This window comes from Actinoplanes lutulentus (assembly GCF_003259845.1).
Lineage (GTDB): Bacteria > Actinomycetota > Actinomycetes > Mycobacteriales > Micromonosporaceae > Actinoplanes > Actinoplanes lutulentus.
The window spans coordinates 628,380-646,593 of the sequence record NZ_QLMJ01000001.1; the positions used below are offsets into that span (position 1 = coordinate 628,380).

Below are 18,214 nucleotides of genomic sequence, written 5' to 3' on the forward strand. Positions count from 1 at the left end.
ACACGGTTGTGTGCCTCCGTACACAGTCGATACACAGACGGTTAACAGCAGACGCAGCGCAGGCGTCCGAGATCGCGGAAAGGGCCGTTAACGTGCGACTTCCGGCTAGTTGATCTTTAGGGCAGAACCGCCGATCCGCGACATCAGGCCCTGATCCACAACGACCTGACGGACCTCGACTAGCATTTGCTGCGTTCGGCAAGCGGTGAGGCGAGGCGACATGCGGTTTCTCCGGCTCGGGTTGCGAAAGCGGCGCGTCCAGCACGATCCCGCCCTGCAACGGCAATTGATGCAGGACGTTCAGCAACGATTCGGCACCCACCTGACCACCCGCTACGCGGATCAGGCAGCGGAAATACGTGGGCTGCTCGACGGCGACGACGGTGTCCTGGTGGCCGGCGAGATCCTGCGCGAGTTCGCCGAAGGCGCCCACTCCTCGGTGGTGGTCCAGGCCGCCGACCTGGGACTCGTCGCGGATCGCACCAATTACCGCACGCTGTGGAAGACCGCCGGAAAGCGACTGCGCTCGCCACTGTTCGGCCAGCCCCTGCACCCGTACATCCAGGTCAGCGCGGCGGTCACGGCCGTGGGCGCACAAGCGCGCCAGACGGTACGCGTAACCGACCCCGAACCGGTGCTCGCCCACGTCTTCGAGCTGCTCGACCTGACCGTGGCCGGCTGGCAGTACGGCCGGGTGCTCGTCGACGTGCACGGCGCCGAACTGGCCGCCGGGCTGATCACCACGGCCACCGTCCTGCGCAACGAGATGGGCGACCCGCCCCCGCTGCCGCCGCCGGTCCGCGAGCAGATGCGCTCCAACGCCAGCGTCGACGTGCTCGACCCGGCGATCAGCCGGTTCGTCGGGCAGTGGAACCCGGGCAAACAGATGCGCGAATCACTTCTCGCCTAGGACTTTCCTTCACCCGTCCGCCGTGCGGCCGATTCATGGGCTCGTTGCGGACGGAAAGGAATCCACCCGATGAATTACGAGCCTTCAGCACGCCTCGTGCCGATGCGCGACGATCGCTGGCAGCCCCAGGACGAGCTGCTCAACAGCGTGATGGACAAGTGCATCGATGACGCGTACCGCGGTGCGAACACGAACAGCGCCGGCGGCAGCCCGATCATGGTCGCCGGCGGGATGATCCTGCTGGTACTCGGCGTGATCCTCGCCGCCGGCACCGGCAGCCCGCTGCTCGCCGTCGCGATCGTGGTCGCTGTCGCTCTCGGCGGCCTCGGATACATGGCGATGGCCGGCACCCCGACACACGTCAACAAGCTGTCGGTGCTCGACCCGATCGGCGGCCCCGGCAACCTGCCCGGCGGTTACATCGTGCACCCGAAGGCGTGGCAGGCCGGCATGCGCGAGTACCTGATCCCGGTCACCGACCGCCAGTTCCGGGTCGCCGTGCGGATCTGCCGCGAGCACCCCGGCTCGGTCTCCGACGTGATCCGCCTGGTGAAGAAGGCGGAGAAGCACGCCTACCAGCACTCCGCCGGCGTCGAGGTGATGGATGTGGACGTTTTCAAGGTGGCGGCGCGATGGACCGCTGAGCACGCCCGGAACGCGCCGACGATGGTCATGAAGGTAGCGGCGAAGTAGTTTTTCCGCTGATGGCGCTCAGCGGAATCGGTCTTGCCAGGTGTCCAGCAGGGGGATTACGGCTCGCAGGTCGGTGCCGGTGACGCCGGTGTGGGCTGCCGCTCGGGCTGCCGGGTCGCCGTTGAACGCGATCGCCAGGCCTGCGGCGCCGAAAAGGGGCAGGTCAGAGCGGCTGTCGCCGATGGCGGCGCAGTGGCTTGGCTCGATGTTCAGTTCGGTGGCGACGCTCAGTGCGAAGTCTCGTTTGCCGTATTCGTCCAGGTGGGCGGCTACCTCGCCGGTGTAGGCGCCGTTGATGATCTCCAGGACCGGGCCGCAGGAGCGGGCGAATCCGAATCGGTCACAGAGGTAGGCGCCGACCGGGTCCCAGGCGAGCGTGGTGACGACCGGGAGCAGGTCGTGGGCGCGGCACCAGGCGAGCGTTTCGGGGATGCCGTCGACCAGTGGCAGCGAGGCGAGGAATCCGCGCACGTCGGACGGGGTCCAGGTAGCCCAGCCGCGGGCGTCGATGACAGAGGCTTCCTGGTTGGTGAGGGTGCCGTCGTCGTACCCGGCTTCGGCCTCGCGGCAGAGATCGGCGTGGCCGAGGCGGTCGGCGAGGTGCTGTCCGCTACTGATCCCCGGGACGAGCGTTCCGTCCACATCGAAGAACACCACTCCACGCGTCATCCGCCCAGCATGCTGCACTGGCACGGGTCGATCACACTCAGGACGTGATCGTGCAGACGCGGGCCGGGTCCGGGAACTGGGTGCGGTGGCGGGTGGGCCGGCGCAGGCTGGCGGGGATGCCGAGTAAGGACACGTGGGGGTCTTTGAACTTCGCGGACGGCGATATCGGCTTCGTCCTCACCATGCTCTACCTGGCTGTCGTTCTGGTGATCGGGATCGCGATCCTGCTGGCGACAGCGGTCGTCTGGCCATACCGCGCGATCACCGACAATTGGCCGGTCGTGGCCCGCGAGCTGGACGGCGATGACGAGAATCTCCAGTGGCGCTGGGTGCGGGGCCGGGCTGCGGCAGACGCCCTCGCCCAGCAGTGGGCGACCGAGATTGAACAGCACGGACGGCCATTAGGCTAGAAGCCATGCCGCTCCTGTTCTCCTACGGAACGCTCCGCGACCCGAACGTCCAGCAGATCAATTTCGGTCGGCTGCTGGCCGGGCGTGATGATCGGATCCTCGGTTTCCGGTTGGAGCAGGTGGAGATCACCGACCCGCACGTGCTCGCGGTGAGCGGGCGCACCCACCACCCGATCCTGATCGCTACCGGACATCCAGGTGACGAGGTGGCCGGTGCGGTCCTGGAGCTCACCGACGACGAGTTGCGGGCGGCGGACGACTACGAAGTGGACGACTACCGGCGTGTTGAGGCGCCGCTGGCGTCCGGCGGCACGGCCTGGGTCTACGCCGCGCGCTGATCTCTACGCCGGTGGGTTTCTCGCCGGGCTTTTTCTCGGACGGCCTGGGCTTTTGTTCGGGCGGCCTCCAGCGGTGTCGAGCCGGTGGTCCGCAGGATCTCGGTGAGCGTGCCGGCGATGGCTTCGACGCGCGCGCCGGCCTGCTCGGACGTCTCGTGGTGCAGCTCGACCGCTGTGGCGTGGATGATGCCGCCGGCGCTGACGACGAGGTCCGGCGCCCAGAGGATGCCGCGGTCCCGCAGCAGATCGGCGGTGGCGGGTTCGTCGAGCTGGTTGTTGGCGGGGCCGGCGATCGCGGCGCAGCGCAGGTGCGGCACGGTGGACGGGGTGAGCAGGCCGCCGAGTGCGGACGGGATCAGCACGTCGACGTCGGCGGTGAGGCATTCCTGCGGGGTCACCCAGGTGGCGTTCTCCGCGTGGACGCGGCGGCTCTCGTCGACGTCGGCGGCGTACAGAATGGCTTTTCTCTTGGCTGTTTTTTCGTGGGCTGTTCTTAATTGGGCGGCTTTTTCGTGGGCTGTTTTTTCTTGGGCCAGCAGGCGCAGCACATGAGTGCCGACGCGGCCGAGGCCCAGCACGGCGAAACTGCGGCCGCCCAGCTCAGGCGAGCCGAACCGCTCCGCGCAGACGGCTCGCAGGGCGGCGAGGACGCCGGCGGCGGTGTGCACCGACGAGTCGCCACTGCCGCCCGCGGAGACCGGGCGGCAGAACGCGTACGGAGTGCGCTCCGCGATGGTGACCATGTCGTCCGGGCCGGTGCCGACGTCCGGGCCGGTCGCATAAGCGCCATCGAGGGAAGCGATCACATCGCCGACGTCGTGCAGCAGGTCGCGACGTTCGGCCGGGTCGAGGACATGCCCAGGTGGCAGCGCTACGACGGTCTTGCCGCCGCCGTTGGGCAGCCCGGCGAGGGCGGCCTTGTCGGACATGGCGACGGAGAGGCGCAGCGCGTCGGTGAGTCCGTCGCGCCAGTGCGGGTAGTGCGCGATCCGGCAGCCACCGATGGCCTGTCCAAGAGCGGTGGAGTGCACCGCGACGATGATCGGGAGGCCGGACCGGGTGCCGCGCCTGATGACGATGTTCTCGTGCTCCATGCCTCCGGACGGTAGACATCTGTCCGGGCATGATCGGCTTCTGGCGAACGTCGTTCGGAGAAAGGCGTTAGATTCCGGTCGTGGACGAACTTGATGCGGCGATCGTGGAGCTTTTGCAGGTCGATGCGCGGCAGACCAACCGCGAGCTGGCCCGTGCGGTCGGGATCGCGCCGTCCACCTGCCTGGAGCGGGTGCGGTCGCTGCGCGAGCGCGGGGTGATCACCGGCTATCACGCGGAGATCAGCCTCGCGGCGCTCAACCGCGGCGTCCAGGCGCTGCTGCACGTCCAGGTCAGGCCACTGAGCAGGACGATCATCGAGAACTTCAAGACGTACGCGATGAGCCTGCCCGAAGTCCTGTCGGTGATCGTCCTGACCGGCGGCGACGACTTCCAGGTGCACGTGGCGGTGCCGAGCGTGGACGCGCTGCACTCGTTCGTGATGGACAAGTTCAGCGGGCGGCGGGAGATCGTCGGATTCCGCTCCTCGGTGATCTACCAGCACGCCCACAAGCAGGTCATCGAGCCGCTGGATCCCTGACCGGGCCAGCAGGCCGCCGACCAGGGCGTCCAGGCCTTGACGGTATACGTCGCGCTCGGCGTGCCGCGGCCAGTCCTCGCCGATGACCGCCAAGGTGGGCAGGCGTTCCTGGTCGAGGCGCCGCCGTTGCCGGGCGGATCTCCCGGAAACTCGTGCGTTTGCGGTTGATCGGATGGCCGAACCTCACAAGATCGCAGGTCGTGAGGGGGCGGTGGGGTTGTTCGAGGTGGAGTGTCGGGGGGTGGTGGCATGCTGCACGGCATGACTTCGTTCGATCCCAAAGGGGACCTTCGGCAATACCTGCAGGAGGGCCGGGACACCCTGGTGTGGAAGCTGGAGGGCCTGTCGGACTATGACGTTCGCCGGCCCCTTGTGCCTACCGGCACCAATTTGCTCGGGCTCGTGAAGCACTGTGCTGGTGTTGAGGGTGGCTACTTCGGGGAGACGTTCGGGCGGCCGCTGCACGAGCCCATGCCGTGGATGGACGAGGACGCCGAGCCGAACGCTGACATGTGGGCCACGCCGGAGGAGAAGCGTGACGACATCATCGCGCTCCACCGCCGGGTGTGGGCTCACTCTGACGCGACGATCGAGGCGCTCGACCTGGACGCCCGGGGCCGGGTCGCGTGGTGGCCGGAGGAACGGCAGGTGGTCTCGCTGCATCGCATCCTGGTGCACGTCACCGCCGAGACGCACCGGCACGCCGGTCACGCCGACCTCGTCCGTGAGCTCATCGACGGCGCGGCCGGGGTCCGTCAGACCAACAGCAACCTGCCCGACGAGGACCAGCAGTGGTGGTCCGGTTACCACGACCGCCTGGAAGCCGCCGCCCGCCAGTTCAGCAAGGACTGATCGGTGAACGACACCGCGGCGTGGCTCGGCGCGGCCTGGGACCGGGCGGAGTCAGTTCAGGTCGTCGACGGCGGAGAGGACCGCGGACCGATCGACGGCCGTGCGGTGCTGGCCGAGGCGCAGAGGCCCTCAGCACCGCAGGAGTTCTCGGCACCGCAGGAGTTCTCGGCACGGCAGGAGTTCTCGGCGCTGCGCGGGCTGACCACGGCTGGCCGGTTCACCGGGGACATCTGCCGGTGTCACGGTGGGCTGACGATCGTTCTGCGGGACAGTGCGGGCGGGATCATCGGTAGTGGGAGCGTTCACGGTTATGACACGGTCAGCTGGGAGCGGAGCAGGTTCCGTGACGACCTGGTGGTCAGCGATCCCGCCGGGCTGCAGCTGCTGCTCGCCGAGATCGGCGTCCCGCATCGGCTGGCGTCCTTCCACGGACCGTTGGCGAATCTGCTGGACCTGCGCGGGCAGCGCCCGCAGTTCCGGCCCGCAGGCAAGCGGGGGCGCTCATACCTCAGCGAGCGGCGGGTTCCCGGCGTCCTGTGGCCGGCGCTGCTGACCGTCACCGGTGAGCAGGCCGGTGAGCTGCCGGCCGATCGGATCGACGATATGCGGCACCTGCTCGCCGAGGTGATGCCGTCGCCCGCAGACCGGGCGACGGCGCTGCTGACCTGGCTGGGACGGCTTCCGGTCGAAGCGGAGGCTTCATGGGGCGAGGGAGTCCTGGTCCGCCAGCTACTGGCGGAGGCGCCACGCTCCGCACCGCCGGCTGACGTGCCGCCGGCTGACGTGCCGCCGGTTGATGTGGCGCGGGCTGTTCTGGTGGCGGCGGTGGCTGTGGCTCGGGGTGCTGAGGTGGTGATGGGTGCGGTGAATCTGGCTGTGCACGGCGGGGAGGACGCTGACCTGGTCGCCGCTGTCGCGCCTGCGTTGCGGGCCCTCTTTCCGCCCGGTGATGCCGTGCAGCGGTGAGCGGGCATGTGTAGCGCCAGGCGCGCTGCGGCCTTGAGGGTCGCTGGGGTCGCGGTGGACTCTTGAGAGCCTTGCGGTTACGCGTACTAAATGGCTTTTAGGGCTATGTTGACGGTGGCCTGGAGGGCTGCGCGGGTTGCGCCTGCGGCGGCGTGGACGGCGTTGCCTTCGCTGACGACCATGACGTAGCGGGCCAGGGCGACCGGGTCGGCGTCGCTGGGCAGGTCGCCTTCGGTTGCGGCTTGGGACAGGCGGTCGGCCAGGGCTTTTTCGCCGGCGGCGCGGCTGTCGGCGAGGAATTGGGCGATGTGGCCGTTGTCGCTGCCGCCGGCCAGGCCGCCCTGCACGGAGAGGCAGCCGGCGGGGCGGTCCGGGCGGGTGAGGGCGTCGGCGTTGGTGCGCAGGAACGTCTCGATGACGGCGCGGGCGGTGGGCTGGGCGAGCGCTTCGCGGGCGTAGGCCATGTCGGCCTCGGCGTAACGGGCCACCGCGCGCCGGAAGAGGTCCTCTTTGTTGCCGAATGCGGCATACATGCTCGGGCGATTGATGCCCATGGCCGTGGTGAGGTCGGCGAGGGACGCGCCCTCGTAGCCGTGGCGCCAGAAGACTTCGATGGCGCGGTCGAGTGCCGCGTCCGCATCGAACCCCCGGGGCCTGCCTCGCTCAGCCATTTTCGCCCTCTCTTCTCACGTGACGCAGCTCATTCTAACCGATCGGTACAGAAGTGCTACGTTGATTCAGTACCGAGCGGTACAGAACAGCTTTGAGAGGGAACGATCATGGGACAGCTGGATGGCAAGACCGCTCTGATCACCGGCGCGACCTCGGGAATCGGGCTCGCGGCAGCGCGCCGGCTCGCCGCTGAGGGAGCGAAAGTCGTGATCACCGGGCGGCGGCAAGAGGCGCTGGACGAGGCGGTCGCCTCGATCGGCGACAACGCGACCGGGGTACGCGCGGACGTGGCAAACCTGGACGATCTCGACCGCCTGTTCGCGGGGATCGAGCAGCTCGACATCGTGTTCGCCAACGCCGGCGGTGGCGAGTTCGGGGCGCTGCCGGACGTCACGTGGGAGCACTACGCGTCGACGTTCAACACGAACGTCGGCGGCACACTGTTCACCGTGCAGAAGGCGTTGCCGCTGCTCAAGCCTGGTGCGTCGGTCATCCTGACCAGCTCCAACATCGACACGAAGGGTGCGGCGTCGTTCAGCGTCTACGCGGCCACGAAGGCGGCGCTGCGCTCGTTCACCCGCAGCTGGGCGGCCGAGCTGGTGGGCCGTGGCATCCGGGTCAACAGCATCGCGCCCGGACCGATCGAGACGCCCGGCCTGAGCGGCCTCGCGGGAGATCCGTCCGCCGCCGAGGCGCTGCTGAAAGGCCTGGCCGCAGGCGTGCCGATGCAGCGGCTGGGCCGGCCCGAGGAGATCGCCGACGCGGTGCTCTTCCTGGCGTCGGACTCCAGCAGTTACATGACCGGCGCGGAGATCTACGTCGACGGCGGCGCGAGCCAGGTCTGAGATCATCAAGGGTATGAGCACTGTGATCGAACTGCTGGCCGCCAACCTGACCGACGTCTTCGGCAACCGGGATGCCGCCACCCGGCGAGCCGCGATCGAGCGGATCTATGCCGAGGACGTCGCGTTCATCGACCCGGAGGAGACCGTCCGGGGCTGGGACGCCCTGGAGGAGAAGGCACGCGGGCTGCTGGAGAAGGTTCCGGCGAACTTCGTCTTCGCCGAGGACGGACATCGGTACGCCGGACCGGACCGTGGGGCGCTCGCCTGGACGTTCGGCCCGGCGGGCGAACCGGCGGTGCGCGGCATCGACATCATCACGGTTCGTGACGGCCGGATCGCCGAGCTTGTGACGATCTTCGTGGCATAACAGACGATCTTCGTGGCATAACACCGGCGGGTGATCGACACCAACCCGTTACGGGAATTGAAACCGAACACCCCTGGCCACCATGATCTACGGCATGGCCGCGCTCGCAGGGTTGCACGACATCGACTGGTCCTCGCTGGAGCAGGGGTCAGCCGTACCCCGTCTGCTCTCCGGCCTGGCCGGCGGTGACCCCGCCACCCTGCGTGATCTTTATCGTCTCGCCCCCGACGGGGAGGACGTGCGCCACTGGGTGGTCTCGGCGCTGCCGTTCCTGCTCGACCTGGTCACCGATCCGGCACAGCCGTTGCGCGGCGAAATCCTGCGCCTGGTCGGTGACCTGGCGGGCGCCGACCGGACCTGGCAGATGGCCGGGCGCACCCTGAGCGCAAAACGACTCCTCGCCGAGCGGGGCGGTTTGTCCGATCTGCTGGTGGATGAGGATCCGGTGGTACGGGAGGCGGCCGCTTACACGGTCCGCGCCGTCTATCGCCTGATCACCAACCCGACCGGGGATCTGTGGGAGCGGTTCGCCGAGGAGCCGGATCCGGGGGTGCGGCTCATGCTGCTGCGGACCAGCGTGATCACCGGCGCGGTCGGCGGCGGGTACGAGCTGACCAAGGTGTGGCTGGCGTCGGTCGCTGACACTGATGACGATTTACGCGTACGCATCAGTGCTCTCACCGAGATGATGGCGCTGTACAACCCGCCGCCGTTCGACACCGGCCGCGCCCGGGAGACGCTGCTGGCGGCGTACCGCGAAGGTCTCAACCGCGAACCCGAACCGGTCGGGGACATCGCCGGGCCGCTGCTGGCCGGCGCGCGGATGGCGACCCGGCAGTGGACGCCCGGCTATCACCAGGTGGTCGGCGCGGTGCGGGCCGGTTATCGCGACGACGTGACCGCGCATCTGGAGCTTCTGCACGAGATGCTGGACATGGACGCGTGGGATGCCCGGCAGGACGCGCTGCACGAGGCGCGGTCGCTGGTCCAGCGTCTACGTGGGCCGTACGGGCAGCTCGTCGACCGGGCCGCTGACCTGCTGTTCGACAAGGACGCGCAGGTCAGGGCGGCGGCGTTGCGGCTGTTGCAGGGTATCGGCGAGGTGGCTCGGCCGGCCGCTGACGCGGTGTGGGAGACGTTGTCGGGCGCTAAGCCGTACATCCACCAGGGTGAGTTGATCCCCGCGTTGGACGTGCTGGCCCGGCTGGGTGATCCACGGGTGCTGCCGATTCTGGAGCGGCTGCTGGATGACGCCCCGCACACGCGTGACCTGCACCGATACATCGCCGGGTACGGGGTTCGGGCTCGTGGGCTGGGCCGCACGCTGCGCCGGGTGCTGCGAAGTGTGAAGCAGGACTGGTCGACCGAGATCTATCGGGCCGGGTTGCTGGACGCGCTGATCGCCGCGGTTCCGCAGGAGGCGGCGGACTATCTGGTGGCCGAGCCGCTGGACGTGACCGGTTTGGGCCGGCTGACATCGACCGGCCGGGCGTCGCTGTCGCGGGCCGCGGAGATTCGCACACTGCTGAGCAGCGAGGAGCCGGCTCTCGCGCTGACGGCGGCTCGGGCGATCTGGTTCGTGGCCGGGGATGCGGAGGCCGCGGCGACCGTTTATGACCGCTACCTCGTGGGGTCGCCACATGCGGTCGCGGCCATCGATGGTCTTGCCGAGCTGAACTCGCGGGCGCTGGGCCGGGCGGGCGTGCTGAATCGCCTGGTCAAAAGCCGGTCGACGCGAGGTGATGTGACGGCGGCCGCCGCTGGTGCACTGTGGCGGATCACCGGAAATCCGAGCAGTGCACGGAAGCTGGGGTCGGTCTGGGAGGCTTCGCCGTATCTGCGGCCTCGGATCGCGCGGCTGTGGGTGGAGACCGGGATGCTGGCGTACGGCAGCCGGTTCGCCAAGGCTGAGCTGGCGATTCCGCTACGGCACAATCTGAGCAATCTCGGGCAGGGGTTTGACGAGGTCAACGAGGACGAGAAGTTGCTGGCGGACTGCCGCAAGATTGTGACGGAGAAGCCGCGCTGGGCGATCTGACCTCATCGTCGCCGTGCGGTGATCACCCAGGCTCGGGAGTCGAGCCAGACCCCGTCGTCGCGGAGGTGGGTGGCGAGCATGTCGCGGAGCCGTCCGGTGACGGCGGGATCGTTCAGGGCCTCGCCGGTGCAGGCGAAACCCCGGACCCACGCGAGCGCGGCGTCGACATCCGGGCCGTAGTAGACCGGTTCGTGCACGTCGGCGAAGGTGATACCGGTGAACCCTGCGGTGTCGAGGATCTTCGTCACCGTCGTGGGATCGGCCAGCGAGAAGGCGTTCGGTCCGCCTGATCTCGCGGATCCGGCGAGGGCACGGCGGATGGCGACACGCCACTCGTTGAGCTCGCCGTCCTGCCAGACCATCATGACGAGCCGGCCGGAGGGGCGCAGGGCGCGGGCGATGTTGGTGAACGCGGCGACCGGGTCGGCGAAGAACATCGTGCCGAACCGGCTGATCACCAGGTCGAAGTGGTCCGGCGGGAAGGGATGGGTCTGCGCGTCGGCTTGTTCGAAGGTGACGTTGCGTTCTTCCGCTGTCAGGGCGCGGGCCCGGTCGACGGCCGCGCCGGAGATGTCGACCCCGGCAGCACTCCCGTCTCCGGACTCACGGGCCGCATCGCGTGTGGTCCGCCCGGCCCCGCACCCGATGTCGAGGATGTGGTCGCCGGCCCGGATGCCCCAGGCCCGGCGGAATACTTCGTGGTGTAGTCGCAGCTCAGCGTCGTAATCAACGTCCATCGGCGTACTCCTTGAGGCGGTCCGCCAGCTCCCGGGGGCGGCTCAGCGCCGGCGTGTGCCCGCCGTCGATCTCGTCCGGCGTGATGCCCAGACGCTCCCTCGCGACGCGCCGCATGAACCCGACGGGCAGCAGCCGGTCATCACGACAGGCCAGCACCCGGGTGGGCACGTCGGGCCAGGCCTTCATAGGCGACGGCTCCCCCAGCCGGGTCTCCGACTGCTCGCGGCCCCGTTTCCACGCCTCGGCGGCCAGCTCCGGCGCGACGTCCTGATAGAACAGGTCGTCGTGTTGCTCCCGTGTCTCCCGGTCCCAGCCGGTATTCGCCCAGTAATCAGCAGGGGCCTCCCCCGGCGCCGGGATCATCGGCGCGACCAGCACAATCATCGTCACGGCCTCGGGCCCGGTCGTCCGCTCGCCGACAAGCGGCGCGGTGAATCCGCCGAGCGACTGTCCGACAACGATCAGATCCGTACGCTCGCCGACGGCCGCGACCACGGCGTCCGCGTACTCGGCCAAGCCGGCTGTGTCGTCGTCACAGGGCAGGTCCGGCGCGACGGTGTCGAACCCGCGCGCCCGCAACTCGGCTTCCACGAGATGCCAGTACCAGCCGACATCGCCGGCGCCGTGGATCAGAACGAAAGTGGCCACGCTGTCTCCCGTACCCTCAGCTCTGCTGGTAATTCACCGCCGCGAACCCGCACGGCTGATGCAGGTGCAGGTAATACGCACCTTCCCCGTCGTCGATGTCCGCGCCACCGATGAGGCCCAGGTAGTCCATCGACTGGCCGCACCCGGGGCACTCCGGATGGTCCGCGTCCTGGATCCAGTCGGGCCGCCCACCCAGCGTCGACCCGCCCTGGCTCCAGGCGCTGACCTGGTAGGGACTCGCCCGAACCGGCCCGGGCACCGGCAGCAGCGCGGGCGGGTCCTCCGGACCGGCGTCCTTGGGCAGATAGCTCGGTGGCGTGTTGCCGGCCCACCAGCTCGACCCGCCGTCCGGGCTGACCTTGCTGAACAGCGTCGCGTAACACGCACAGAAGTGGCAGGTCTCGACAACGAGCCGCCCGGACCAGCCGGTGTGCGCCAGCGCGGCGCGCACCGCCGGATCAGCGGCGTCCAGGTCGGCGGCGTTCAGGTCGGCGGCGTCCAGGTCGGCGGCGTCCAGGTCGGCGGCGTTCAGGTCGGCGGCGTTCAGGTCGGCGGCCACCCACAACGGCGACGTGCACCACGGACAGGTCGCACCGCTCGGCTCACGCGACGACTCGCGCAGCAGCCACTCATAGGCGGTGTCGCCGCACAGCTCCCGGCGGCTGCCATCGGTGTCAACGGTCCAGCCGCCCTCACGGGCATAGTCAAGCGACCCGACATAGAGCTCGTCGGCGCCGGGCGGAGGCGACGTGGACCAGCGGCGCAGGGCCTGCTCAGCGAGAGGGTGCCCGCTGTATGCCAGGACGAGCAGCAGGTGGTTGAGCCGCCCCTGCCCCTGGCCGGCGTCAACCTGCGCGACAACCCGCCGCACCGTCACATCATCGGCGGCCCGGAACAGTTTCGCCGGCCAGAGCAGATCGAGGTCGAGCATGAGGCCGTGATGAGGGGTGAGGTCGCCGGGAGCGCTGTCCGCGATCTCCGCCAGCTCCTCCGCCGCCACGTCGTCATCACCGGCAGCCCGCCTGACCAGGTCCTCCATCATGCGGCGGATGTTAGCCCCGGGGTCCGACAAAAACCGGTCACATCCAGGTGACGAAGGAGGCGGGATCCTGCAGCCAGTAATAGAGGAGGCTGCCGATCATGACCAGTCCCAGGACCGTTTCGATGGCGCTGCGCTGGTAGAGCTCGCGCCGCCGGCCCGGCTCGGTGGCGCGGCGAAACCTGCCGGTGGTCCAGACCGCCTGCCCGAAGAAGGCCGCGGGCACAACGAGGTACGGAATGTTGAAGACATAGACCTGAACCCGTCCGTAGTAGGCGGCGACCGCCAGGACGAGGAGCGCCAGCAGGTAGGCACCGAGCAACAACTGAGCGGTACGAGCCACGAACTGCTGCCGGTCGGCGACAACGTCAGCCTGGTCCATCGACGATTCCATGCCCAGGTGTACCCGCGCCCCAGCAAGCCGGTTCGAGATCAGCTGATCAGGGGTGCTGCCACGTCGATGCGGTTGGTCCAGATGCCGCCGGGCCAGTTCTCAGGGATCTGGTTCACGGTCTCCGGGGTGTCGAAGCCCGCGGAATAGTCGCCTCCGTCGGCTACCAGGATGACTCTGGTGCCGGCTTCGGCCATGCGATTGGCGAAACGGTTCGGCCAGCCCCAGAGCCAGCGGCCGTAACGGGCCGGCAGGTGCAGCTGGGTGTTGCGGCAGGCGTCCGGGACGTGGCCGGTCCAGCCTGTTGACTCGTACCGGAGCAGGCAGTTCTTCATCATTGCTTTTGACGTCGCCCGGACCCCGGGCAACGCCGTGTGGAAAGCGGCGACCGCGGTGTCCTCGCCGTAAACGGTCAGCTGCTGGTGGGGCCGTTCAGCGAGCAGTTCGGCGAGCGCTTCGCCGTCGGCCGCGTTGTCATTCTTCAGGTGGATCAGCAGCTCGCGGCCGGCGAACGCGTCCAGAACCTCGGGGGCATCCGGCATCAGGCCGACGCCCTTTCCGCGGAATGGGTAGGTGACGCCGCCGTCGGCGGTATATCCGTAGCCGATGTCGAGTGCGCGCAGCTCGTCCATGGTGTGTTCGCCGACCGTGCCGGACGCGTCGGTGCGGCATTCCAGCACGGCGTCGTGGAAAACCGCGAGCCGGCCGTCGCGGGTCAACTTCACATCGAATTCGACCACGTCGGCGCCGGCGTCGAAAGCGGCCCGCATCGAATCGAGAGTGTTCTCCAGGTAGGGGTGTTCCGGCGGCAGAATCACCTGCGCGGTGCAGGTGTCGGCTTGCACGCGCGAGACGTCGAAGGTCTGCGCGAGGCCGCGATGCGCCAGGAGCAGCGGTTCGTTACCGCTGTTCACGAGCGTGGAGTTGTTACCGAGCCACAAACCCGCGACGGCGACGAGCAGCACGGCGAGCGGAATCCGCAGCCGCCTCACGATCTTCAACACCCCGGACATCCTGCCAGCTGGGTGCAATGGTTGCGCTTTCCGAGTCCATTGTGCGTACGCAAGAAAGGGTTTGAATTTGCCGTTCTCAGGCGGTCCAGACCCGGCCGGTGGTGGCATAACCGGCGTCGATGCGGTCGACTACGAGGATCGTCTCGCCGGTGCGCAAGGTTCGCGGGGTCGGGAAGTCGACGCCGAGGATGGTGATCGGGTGGCCGGTGAGTTCGTCGTGCAGGCGCGGCACCCCGGTGAAATCCTCATCAGCGCTTCCGACGACCAGTAGGCCGGCGCGCGCCCCGATGTCGAACACCTCATTGATCTGGAAACGGGTGGCTGTCACGGCTGTTTCCTCCGAAAGAGCTCCAAGGCCGGCACTTCACTCGCGTACGCCTCGTCTTCGAGGTCCCGCAGCACACGCCACAGATGTTCGCCGTTGCGCTGCTGCTGGACGTGAGTATGTTCGTGCGCGATGGTCGCAGCCAGGCTATCCGGATCCGCGAAGCTGGCTGGGCCGAAGCGGACCTGGGTCCCGTTGCGTTCCGATGGCGTGTAGGCGCCGGCGTCCATGTGTTCCAGGTATCGAATCTCCTCAGCGTCGGAAACGATGACTATGTCGACGTCACCGAAATCGATCCCCATCCGCTCGGCGGTCGCGTGAACGTTTTCCAGTGTCATCGGGGTACCCGGGCCGTTCTCCAGCACGTCGCGGTTGGTGCTTACCCGGCTCTTGCTGAAGAAATGAACCGAGCGATCGGTCGGTGCGGATCGAGCGATGCGGCCTGCCAGTGTTCGCAGGTCGCCGAGGACCTCGCCCAAGCGATTGATCATCACCTTCAGGCGGCGAAGGCTGCCCAGCAGTCCTCGGATGAAGTGTTGGATCTTGTTGGCCCACTTCAGAACGAGAGCGGACACCTGGCCCGCGACGACGGGGGTCGCGATACCGAGAGTGATTCCTTCCATGGCGAGCCATTGCGGTAGGCGGACAGCCAGAGTTGCGATGAAGTTGGCGATCAGGTCGCGGACGATTTCGCGTACCAGACCGACCACCAGGCCCGCACCCTCCACCGCGGACGCGATGCCACCGGTTGCGGCAGTGATGCCGTCGAGCACGACCAGGTTCTCCGCCGCGTGGGCGCGGTAGGCGTCACCGGACGCGCCTGACCAGCCAGCGGTCTGCGTACGAACGTGGTCTGCATATTCTTGATGTGCGGCCGCGGTAAGCGCGGCAACGTTCGACCAGGTCGCGGCCTGCGCGGTGACCTCGGCGGCGTCACCAGCCAGGTGGTCGAGCGCCTCCTGGAGGGGTCGGATGTGTTCCATGAGCCAGGCGACGCCCCAGCTGGCCACGGTGCCGAGGGGGTCGACGGCGAGCGACAATCCTTCGAGGGATACGCCGACGCCTCCGATGGCACTGTCCACCCAGTTCTGGCTGCGGATGCCCGCGGCGAGCTGGTGAGCGTCTTCGGCCAGGCCGATCCCGGCGACTTCCATCTGATGTACCCCCATCGCTCTGTCAGAGCGATGTACACCTATGCGGATCGGCGGGTTCGGCGGTGCCCGTCGTCAGTTGCCGGTGCCGAGGGAGGACATGAAGGCTGCTGGGTAGCGGTCGCCCTGCGCCGAACCGGCCGGGATGGTCTTCTCGATGTCGGTGAGGTCGTCGGCGGTGAGCTGGACGTCCAGCGCGGGCAGGGCCTCGGTCAGGCGGGTGCGGGAGCGGGCTCCGACCAGCGGCACGATGTCGTCGCCCTGGGCGGCGACCCAGGCGATCGCCAGCTGGGCGACGGTGCAGCCCTTTGCCTGGGCGAGGGTGCGGAGGGCCTCGACCAGCGACAGGTTGTGTTCGACGTTGCCGGTGGCGAACCGCGGGCTGTGGTTGCGGGGGTCGCCGGCCTGGCCGGGGGTCCAGTTGCCGGAGATCAGGCCGCGGCTCAGGACGCCGTACGCGGTCAGGCCGATGCCGAGCTCGCGCAGGGTGGGCAGGATGTCGGCCTCGACGGCGCGGGAGATCAGGGAGTACTCGATCTGCAGGTCGGCGATCGGGTGGACCGCGTGGGCCCGGCGGATCGTCGCGGCGTTGACCTCGGAGAGGCCGACGTGGCGGACATAGCCGGCGTCGATCATCTCTTTGATGGCGCCGACGGTGTCCTCGATCGGGACGTTCGGGTCGAGACGGGCGGGACGGTAGATGTCGATGTGGTCGACGCCGAGGCGGTTCAGGGAGTACGCGAGGAAATTCTTCACCGCTTCGGGACGGCCGTCGGCGCCGCCGAACTCGTGGCCCGGGCCGCGGAGCATGCCGAACTTGACGCTGAGCTGGTACGAGTCACGGTCGCGGCCACGGAGTGCTTCGGCGAGCAGGAGCTCGTTGTGACCCATGCCGTAGAAGTCGCCGGTGTCGATCAGCGTGACGCCCGCGTCGAGGGCGGCGTGCACTGTCTTGATGCTCTCGTCGCGGTCCGACGGGCCGTACGTGCCGGACATCGCCATCGCGCCGAGGCCCAGAGCGGAGACGGCCGGGCCGGTGTTTCCCAGGGTTCGTGTGTTCATGGCTCTCACCCTGCGCTGGACTTCGGGCGTACGGGAGAGGAGCGCTTATCGTGGGAGCGGCGCTCCCTGGCTGCGGGTTCTCCCGCCGGGCACGATGGGTTCATGCAGCGTGAACAGCTCGCCGACTTCCTGCGCCGCCGCCGTGAGGCGATCCGTCCGGCCGAGGTCGGTCTCGCCGACGGGCCGCGCCGGCGCACCGCGGGGCTGCGGCGGGAAGAGGTGGCGCGGCTCGCCGGGATCTCGGTGGATTACGTCGTGCGCCTGGAGCAGGGTCGCAGCAGTCAGCCGTCGGCGCAGCTGCTCAGCGCGCTGGCGCGGGCGTTGCGGTTGTCGGATGACGAGCGGGCCCATCTGTTTCACCTGGCCGGGCATCAGGCGCCGCTCGGTGCGGGGACCGCGCGGCAGGCTCGGGCCGGGTTGCTGCGGATGCTGGATCTGCTCGGGGACACTCCCGCTCTGGTGATGTCGGACCTCGGTGAGGTGCTGGCGCAGAACCGGTCGGCCGAGTTGATGAACGGGGATCACACCAGGTTCACCGGGGATCGGCGCTATCTGACGTACCGATGGTTCACCGAGCCGGACGCGCGCGCCGTGCTCTCCGACGAGGACATGGAGCACCGCAGCCGCCAGATGGTGGCTGATCTGCGGGCAGTGGCGGGTCGCCGGGCGGGCGAGCCCGAGGTGGAACGGCTGGTCAAGCGGTTGCTGGCGGACAGCGACGAGTTCCGGCGGATGTGGGCGGATCACGAGGTGAAGGTGCGCCGCTCCGACCGCAAGTCGTTCCTGCATCCGCGGGTGGGCCGGTTGACGATGGACTGCGAGACGCTGGTGACGCCGGATCTGGGTCAGCAGTTGCTGGTGCTGACGCCGGCTGACGACGACACCCGGGAGCGGCTGGCGTTGCTGCGGGTGGTCGGGGTCGAGGAGTTCTCGGTGTAGATACGTACCGGTTGCCGGGTGACGCCGTAAACGGTGTCGCGTTCGTGGCGCAGGCCGATCTTCTCGGCTACCCGCTGGGACGGTTCGTTGGCGGGGTCGATGATCGCGATGAGCCGGTTCACGCCGAGGACCTGACGGGCGTGGTCGCGGCAGGCGGTGGCGGCTTCGGTGGCGTACCCGAGGCGTTGTTTGTCCGCGCGTACGTGATAGCCGATCTCGGTCTCGGTGACGCCGTCGACCTGCTGCGGGGTGAGGCCGCAGTCGCCGAGGAACTCGCCGGTCTCGCGGGATCGGATCACCCAGAGGCCGAAGCCGGCGCGCTGGTAGAGGTCCTGGTTCCAGGTGATCCAGTTCTCGGCCTCGTACCGGGTTTTCGGGCGCGGGTAGTAGCGCATGACCTCGGGGTCGCCGAGCAGGGCGGCGAGGTCGTCGAGATCGCTTTCGGTCATCTCGGCGAACGTCAGGCGTGCCGTGCCGGCGGGGGTGGTCACGATGTCCTCCTCATCGACGGGCCG

General features: G+C 68.6%; 23 protein-coding genes. 11 read left to right on the forward strand and 12 right to left on the reverse strand.

The window, feature by feature from the left end:
* Nucleotides 1-220: 220 nt before the first annotated feature.
* Complete coding sequence (locus tag B0I29_RS02610) at nucleotides 221-910, forward strand: hypothetical protein (RefSeq protein ID WP_111647153.1); 690 nt, start codon at nucleotides 221-223, stop codon at nucleotides 908-910.
* 69 nt (nucleotides 911-979) lie between these two features.
* A complete protein-coding gene (locus B0I29_RS02615) occupies nucleotides 980-1,603 on the forward strand; it encodes a hypothetical protein (RefSeq protein ID WP_146616695.1) in 624 nt (207 codons plus the stop codon).
* 18 nt (nucleotides 1,604-1,621) lie between these two features.
* Here B0I29_RS02615 and B0I29_RS02620 read toward each other — a convergent pair whose 3' ends face one another.
* Entirely contained in the window at nucleotides 1,622-2,272 is a 651-nt protein-coding gene (locus tag B0I29_RS02620; protein WP_111647155.1) for an HAD family hydrolase, read from the reverse strand.
* 44 nt (nucleotides 2,273-2,316) lie between these two features.
* On the opposite strand from B0I29_RS02620, the gene B0I29_RS02625 reads away from it, so the two are divergent.
* Together B0I29_RS02625 and B0I29_RS02630 are read left to right on the forward strand one after the other, a co-directional pair.
* Nucleotides 2,317-2,682, forward strand: a complete 366-nt coding sequence (locus B0I29_RS02625; protein ID WP_111647156.1) for a hypothetical protein — start codon at nucleotides 2,317-2,319, stop codon at nucleotides 2,680-2,682.
* Between the two features lie 5 nt (nucleotides 2,683-2,687).
* Entirely contained in the window at nucleotides 2,688-3,020 is a 333-nt protein-coding gene (locus B0I29_RS02630) for a gamma-glutamylcyclotransferase family protein (RefSeq protein ID WP_111647157.1), read from the forward strand.
* Here the strand turns inward: B0I29_RS02630 and B0I29_RS02635 are convergent.
* Nucleotides 3,005-4,114: a Glu/Leu/Phe/Val dehydrogenase dimerization domain-containing protein gene (locus B0I29_RS02635; RefSeq protein WP_111647158.1), complete on the reverse strand. Its 1,110-nt coding sequence runs from the start codon at nucleotides 4,112-4,114 to the stop codon at nucleotides 3,005-3,007. The two genes, B0I29_RS02630 and B0I29_RS02635, sit on opposite strands and share 16 nt — an antisense overlap.
* 80 nt (nucleotides 4,115-4,194) lie before the next feature.
* On the opposite strand from B0I29_RS02635, the gene B0I29_RS02640 reads away from it, so the two are divergent.
* From B0I29_RS02640 to B0I29_RS02650, 3 genes are all read left to right on the forward strand, one after another.
* Complete coding sequence (locus tag B0I29_RS02640; protein WP_111647159.1) at nucleotides 4,195-4,653, forward strand: Lrp/AsnC family transcriptional regulator; 459 nt, start codon at nucleotides 4,195-4,197, stop codon at nucleotides 4,651-4,653.
* A gap of 261 nt (nucleotides 4,654-4,914) precedes the next feature.
* On the forward strand, nucleotides 4,915-5,505 hold the full coding sequence (locus B0I29_RS02645) for a DinB family protein (RefSeq protein WP_111647354.1): 591 nt from the start codon (nucleotides 4,915-4,917) through the stop codon (nucleotides 5,503-5,505).
* A gap of 3 nt (nucleotides 5,506-5,508) precedes the next feature.
* Nucleotides 5,509-6,471, forward strand: a complete 963-nt coding sequence (locus tag B0I29_RS02650; protein ID WP_111647160.1) for a hypothetical protein — start codon at nucleotides 5,509-5,511, stop codon at nucleotides 6,469-6,471.
* Between the two features lie 86 nt (nucleotides 6,472-6,557).
* Here B0I29_RS02650 and B0I29_RS02655 read toward each other — a convergent pair whose 3' ends face one another.
* A complete protein-coding gene (locus tag B0I29_RS02655) occupies nucleotides 6,558-7,142 on the reverse strand; it encodes a TetR/AcrR family transcriptional regulator (protein WP_111647161.1) in 585 nt (194 codons plus the stop codon).
* 108 nt (nucleotides 7,143-7,250) lie between these two features.
* On the opposite strand from B0I29_RS02655, the gene B0I29_RS02660 reads away from it, so the two are divergent.
* From B0I29_RS02660 to B0I29_RS02670, 3 genes are all read left to right on the forward strand, one after another.
* Nucleotides 7,251-7,988 (forward strand): SDR family NAD(P)-dependent oxidoreductase, encoded by a 738-nt coding sequence (locus B0I29_RS02660; RefSeq protein WP_111647162.1) that lies wholly within the window; start codon nucleotides 7,251-7,253, stop codon nucleotides 7,986-7,988.
* A gap of 13 nt (nucleotides 7,989-8,001) precedes the next feature.
* Entirely contained in the window at nucleotides 8,002-8,355 is a 354-nt protein-coding gene (locus tag B0I29_RS02665; protein ID WP_111647163.1) for a nuclear transport factor 2 family protein, read from the forward strand.
* A gap of 94 nt (nucleotides 8,356-8,449) precedes the next feature.
* Nucleotides 8,450-10,393: a hypothetical protein gene (locus B0I29_RS02670; RefSeq protein ID WP_146616696.1), complete on the forward strand. Its 1,944-nt coding sequence runs from the start codon at nucleotides 8,450-8,452 to the stop codon at nucleotides 10,391-10,393.
* A 2-nt stretch (nucleotides 10,394-10,395) separates the two neighbouring features.
* Here B0I29_RS02670 and B0I29_RS02675 read toward each other — a convergent pair whose 3' ends face one another.
* The 8 genes from B0I29_RS02675 to B0I29_RS02715 all read right to left on the reverse strand — a co-directional run bounded on the left by B0I29_RS02675 (nucleotide 10,396) and on the right by B0I29_RS02715 (nucleotide 16,760).
* Entirely contained in the window at nucleotides 10,396-11,130 is a 735-nt protein-coding gene (locus B0I29_RS02675; RefSeq protein WP_111647165.1) for a class I SAM-dependent methyltransferase, read from the reverse strand.
* Nucleotides 11,120-11,779, reverse strand: a complete 660-nt coding sequence (locus B0I29_RS02680; protein ID WP_111647166.1) for an alpha/beta fold hydrolase — start codon at nucleotides 11,777-11,779, stop codon at nucleotides 11,120-11,122. The genes B0I29_RS02675 and B0I29_RS02680 overlap by 11 nt, the downstream gene beginning before the upstream one ends.
* A gap of 16 nt (nucleotides 11,780-11,795) precedes the next feature.
* Nucleotides 11,796-12,821: a hypothetical protein gene (locus B0I29_RS45570; RefSeq protein ID WP_181557657.1), complete on the reverse strand. Its 1,026-nt coding sequence runs from the start codon at nucleotides 12,819-12,821 to the stop codon at nucleotides 11,796-11,798.
* 37 nt (nucleotides 12,822-12,858) lie between these two features.
* Nucleotides 12,859-13,200 carry a hypothetical protein gene (locus tag B0I29_RS02695; protein WP_146616698.1) on the reverse strand — a complete coding sequence of 114 codons (342 nt, stop codon included), beginning with the start codon at nucleotides 13,198-13,200 and terminating at the stop codon, nucleotides 12,859-12,861.
* 50 nt (nucleotides 13,201-13,250) lie between these two features.
* The gene (locus B0I29_RS02700; protein ID WP_111647355.1) at nucleotides 13,251-14,213 is read right to left on the reverse strand and encodes a glycerophosphodiester phosphodiesterase family protein; all 963 of its coding nucleotides are present in this window, start codon (nucleotides 14,211-14,213) and stop codon (nucleotides 13,251-13,253) included.
* 85 nt (nucleotides 14,214-14,298) lie between these two features.
* Nucleotides 14,299-14,550: a hypothetical protein gene (locus tag B0I29_RS02705; RefSeq protein ID WP_111647170.1), complete on the reverse strand. Its 252-nt coding sequence runs from the start codon at nucleotides 14,548-14,550 to the stop codon at nucleotides 14,299-14,301.
* Entirely contained in the window at nucleotides 14,547-15,701 is a 1,155-nt protein-coding gene (locus B0I29_RS02710; RefSeq protein WP_245972148.1) for an eCIS core domain-containing protein, read from the reverse strand. The genes B0I29_RS02705 and B0I29_RS02710 overlap by 4 nt, the downstream gene beginning before the upstream one ends.
* 72 nt (nucleotides 15,702-15,773) lie before the next feature.
* Nucleotides 15,774-16,760, reverse strand: a complete 987-nt coding sequence (locus tag B0I29_RS02715; protein ID WP_111647172.1) for an aldo/keto reductase — start codon at nucleotides 16,758-16,760, stop codon at nucleotides 15,774-15,776.
* Nucleotides 16,761-16,862: 102 nt separating this feature from the next.
* On the opposite strand from B0I29_RS02715, the gene B0I29_RS02720 reads away from it, so the two are divergent.
* Nucleotides 16,863-17,699, forward strand: coding sequence for a helix-turn-helix transcriptional regulator (locus B0I29_RS02720; RefSeq protein ID WP_111647173.1), 837 nt, complete (start codon nucleotides 16,863-16,865; stop codon nucleotides 17,697-17,699).
* Here B0I29_RS02720 and B0I29_RS02725 read toward each other — a convergent pair.
* Nucleotides 17,606-18,190 carry a GNAT family N-acetyltransferase gene (locus tag B0I29_RS02725; protein WP_245972150.1) on the reverse strand — a complete coding sequence of 195 codons (585 nt, stop codon included), beginning with the start codon at nucleotides 18,188-18,190 and terminating at the stop codon, nucleotides 17,606-17,608. The two genes, B0I29_RS02720 and B0I29_RS02725, sit on opposite strands and share 94 nt — an antisense overlap.
* Nucleotides 18,191-18,214 lie beyond the last annotated feature (24 nt).